Annotated in this window: 1 protein-coding gene; it reads right to left on the bottom strand. The window is 69.4% G+C overall.

The window, feature by feature from the left end; translation table 11 throughout:
• Positions 1-173: 173 nt before the first annotated feature.
• Positions 174-722 (bottom strand): DUF1062 domain-containing protein, encoded by a 549-nt coding sequence (locus tag AOJ26_RS40185; RefSeq protein WP_053853275.1) that lies wholly within the window; start codon positions 720-722, stop codon positions 174-176.
• Positions 723-1060 lie beyond the last annotated feature (338 nt).

Raw genomic sequence — 1060 nt, forward strand, 5'->3', positions numbered from 1 at the left:
CGGTAGGCGGGCGGAGTCTGGCGGGGGTGTGCGGGGTCTGACGGCGTCTGCCGGGTCTGCGGGTCGAAGCGTTCTTCTTGCAGGGGCAGACCTAGGTTGGACTCAGGACCGTCAGGTGCTTCAGCCCCGGCACTTGGGGCCCGGTCGGGTGGGCCCCAAGTGCCGTACCCGGCTCAGCGCTTGAGTGTGAACGTGAAGGGGTCGGTGAGTCTGGAGTTCAGGCGCACCGCCGAGACCAGTTGGCCCTTCGTGATGAGTCTTTCAACCTCGGCCCGGGAGAGGTCGAAGCCCTCGGCTATCAGCCGTACCGGACGGACGGGGATGCGTGCCGCGAAGCGGACCGAGACGTCGACGACCTCACGGTCCAGATGGTCCGATCCGCCGGTGTCGAGACGCCAGGCGCCGTCCCAGTCCAGGGCGGTGCGGTTGCGGCGCCGCACTGCCGGGTCCTGGAGCAACTCGGCGGCGAGAGCGGGGTCGTTGGCGTGCAGCCGGTCCAGCAGTTCGGGTCGTACGTCACGCACGTGTGTCCGTTCGAGGACCGTCAGCTTCGCCGTCTGTCCGCAGGCGGTGCAGAGGACGAGGAGCCAGACGTCGAGGAGCTTGTGGTGCGCGTTGACACGGAACTTGCCGTTGGGCCGGAAGCGTTCCGACGCGCACGTGTGGCAACGGCGGAGGACGAGCGGAAGGCAGGTGGGCGCGACCACCCAGTTGGTGAGCACAGAAGTACACCGGTTTCAGTGAGGAGTCCGCAGCGGAAAGCAGCGCGGCGCACAGGTGCGACGCGCGACCGATCAGCACTCGGGGGGTCTCACACGGTGTACAACGGCACGTCCTTGCCTCGGCGACTGGGTTCGGCAGCACCGTAATGGCGGGCGACGGCGCTGATCCACTGGATTTCGGCGGCGGTGGCGGCGGTGGCGGTGGCCGACGGGGGTGCTCCACTCGCGGCGTACCCGGGCCGCACGCCTACGCCCTCGCAGCCGTACTGCTGCGTCCCTCCAGCCGTACGCCCCCGGTCCGCCCCCGTGCGCGGGAGCTATACCGGTGCCCCGTTCCC

Source organism: Streptomyces sp. NRRL B-24085 (assembly GCF_001282115.1).
Taxonomy (GTDB): domain Bacteria; phylum Actinomycetota; class Actinomycetes; order Streptomycetales; family Streptomycetaceae; genus Streptomyces.